Source organism: Pseudomonadota bacterium, from assembly GCA_022361155.1.
Classification (GTDB): Bacteria; Myxococcota_A; Polyangia; order Polyangiales; family JAKSBK01; genus JAKSBK01.
Map to the genome: position 1 here is coordinate 1 of JAKSBK010000154.1, position 2,068 is coordinate 2,068.

At 61.4% G+C, this 2,068-nt stretch carries 1 protein-coding gene; it reads left to right on the forward strand.

From position 1 onward, the window contains the following. Positions 1–333: ATP-binding protein (locus MJD61_05475; GenBank protein MCG8554727.1), on the forward strand; the 333-nt coding region annotated here is incomplete at its 5' end. Positions 334–2,068 lie beyond the last annotated feature (1,735 nt).

Sequence of the window (2,068 nt, forward strand, 5' to 3'; positions counted from 1 at the left end):
CAACGCCGGCTCAAACACTACACACGGCCGCAGCTTCTTTGCATCGATGAGGTCGGATACCTGTCCTACGACAGCCGCTACGCCGACCTGCTCTTCGAGGTCGTCACCCAGCGCTACGACGCCCTCAAACCAATCGTGCTCACCACCAACAAACCCTTCAGCGAGTGGCCCGACGTCTTCCCCCACGCCGCCTGTGTCGTCACCCTCGTCGACCGCCTCATCCACAGATGTGAACTCATCCCCATCGAGGCCAATAGCTACCGAGTCAAGGAAGCCAAAGAGCGCGCCGCAAAAAAACGTCGGGCTAGGACCGCTCGGAACCCCAAGGCGTGAACGCGCCGAATAGACGCGCTTTTGCTCGATCGGCAACACGCTGCGCCTCTCGCCGTTGCTTCCTGTTTCACTCCGGTCGAGGGCGGGCCGGCCGGGCGGGACCTGGTTCATGTGCCACTTCCACACGGCGCTGCGGCCGCGCCCGGCTAGCGGTCTTCAGCGAGCCGCCTCCGATCCGAGCAGCACCCGACGGGACCTTCGCAGTCCCACGCAGCGCTGCACGTTCAGCGCTTGGGTTCGTGTACCTTTGCCGCGCCGTTGTGCGGCTCCGGCACATCAGGAGCCCGTAGGGACGCGAAAAAGTCCGGCCGGTGCCCGTGGGCTCCAGCTGCGAGCCGCCACCACCGCACCCGCCCGGATATCCCAAGCCTCAACGCGGGTCAGGTCGCCGCCGCCGCCGCCGCGCCCCCTACTTCCACCTGACGCGCTTTCACGGCGTCTTCGCCCCCAATGCTCTTTATCCTTGTTCTCTCTTACGCGAGCACGAGGCTGGCTCGAAAAAGCCATCAGCGTCGCCATTGAGCCAGGTTCACAGACCGGCATGGCGCCGAAACCAACTCGCGATCCATGACCAAGGCCCCTCCTACCGCCTGCGTTCGCCCTGCCGTCGATATTGCTGTACCGAAATTGCGCAGCTCGGACACGGGTACCAGGCACTCGACCCCAATCTTTCCCTCAATCTTCACCTGAGCTAGCCCTTCCAAGTCCGTCCACGCCATGCCCACCAAACCACTTGCACCGGCCGGTCTAAGCTCCACTCTACCGCTCGTCGCCCGCTTCGTGTCCGCCCCGCGCATACCGGTCATGATGACCGCCATGCCAGCCACCGTCCGACCAACCCCCGGACCCAAACCCACTGGCACGTTTATCACACCCTCGTCGATCTGGAACCTCTCCAGCCCCGCCTCAAGCAACCATCCCTCTGCTCCTGCTCCGTCCATAGCGTGAATTCGCAGGCTAAACTCCTCGTTCCTGCCGAACACAGCCTTCAACGTCGCCGGACGCGTGCTTGCGAAAGTCTTGTTCTCGGTTCGCACAGTTAGTTGTGTCGTCGCAGGGCTCGACGACGGACCAACATCCTTCTCAACTGCACTACAGCTCAAACCAAAGCAAGCGACTACGGCGGTCAGCATCTCCGGTACTCTTCCGGTGGTCGCGTACCCCCCCCCTTTCTTCCTGGCCCATCGCGAACGCGATCTATCTGTCATCTTCCGTCCTTCCTCCACGTGGGGTTGTTATTCCCATCTGCAGCGCAACTACACTGCCCTGCAACACAACCACACTGCACACCACCACCGCCACCAAACCGCTCAGCAGTTTAGGACATTTAGGAACATCTTTGAATGCACCGTATTGTCAGATTCATTCCATTCAGGCACTGAACCGGCAGTATCGATCTCCCAGAGAATCCAGTATATACCGGGCAGTACCCAAGGCACCTGCACCTGTCTAGTTACAGTAAAGTATGTACCCTTCAGGATGAACGCCTGTTCCGACCACATGTTCCATCCAAATCCTGGACTAGGTGAATTATTTGCGTAAATACGAGCCACCTTGTTCCTGGGGGGCGCAGGGCCAGCGTCCCAGACCGCTCCGGTAGCCGTAAGGCGCACTGCCAATCGTCGACCGGCTGGCGGAGCTCGGTCGCGTTCGCGCTAAGCTGAACGGGAAGGACGGGAGACGGGAGACGGGAGACGGGAGACGGGAGACGGGAGACGGGAGACGGGAGACGGGA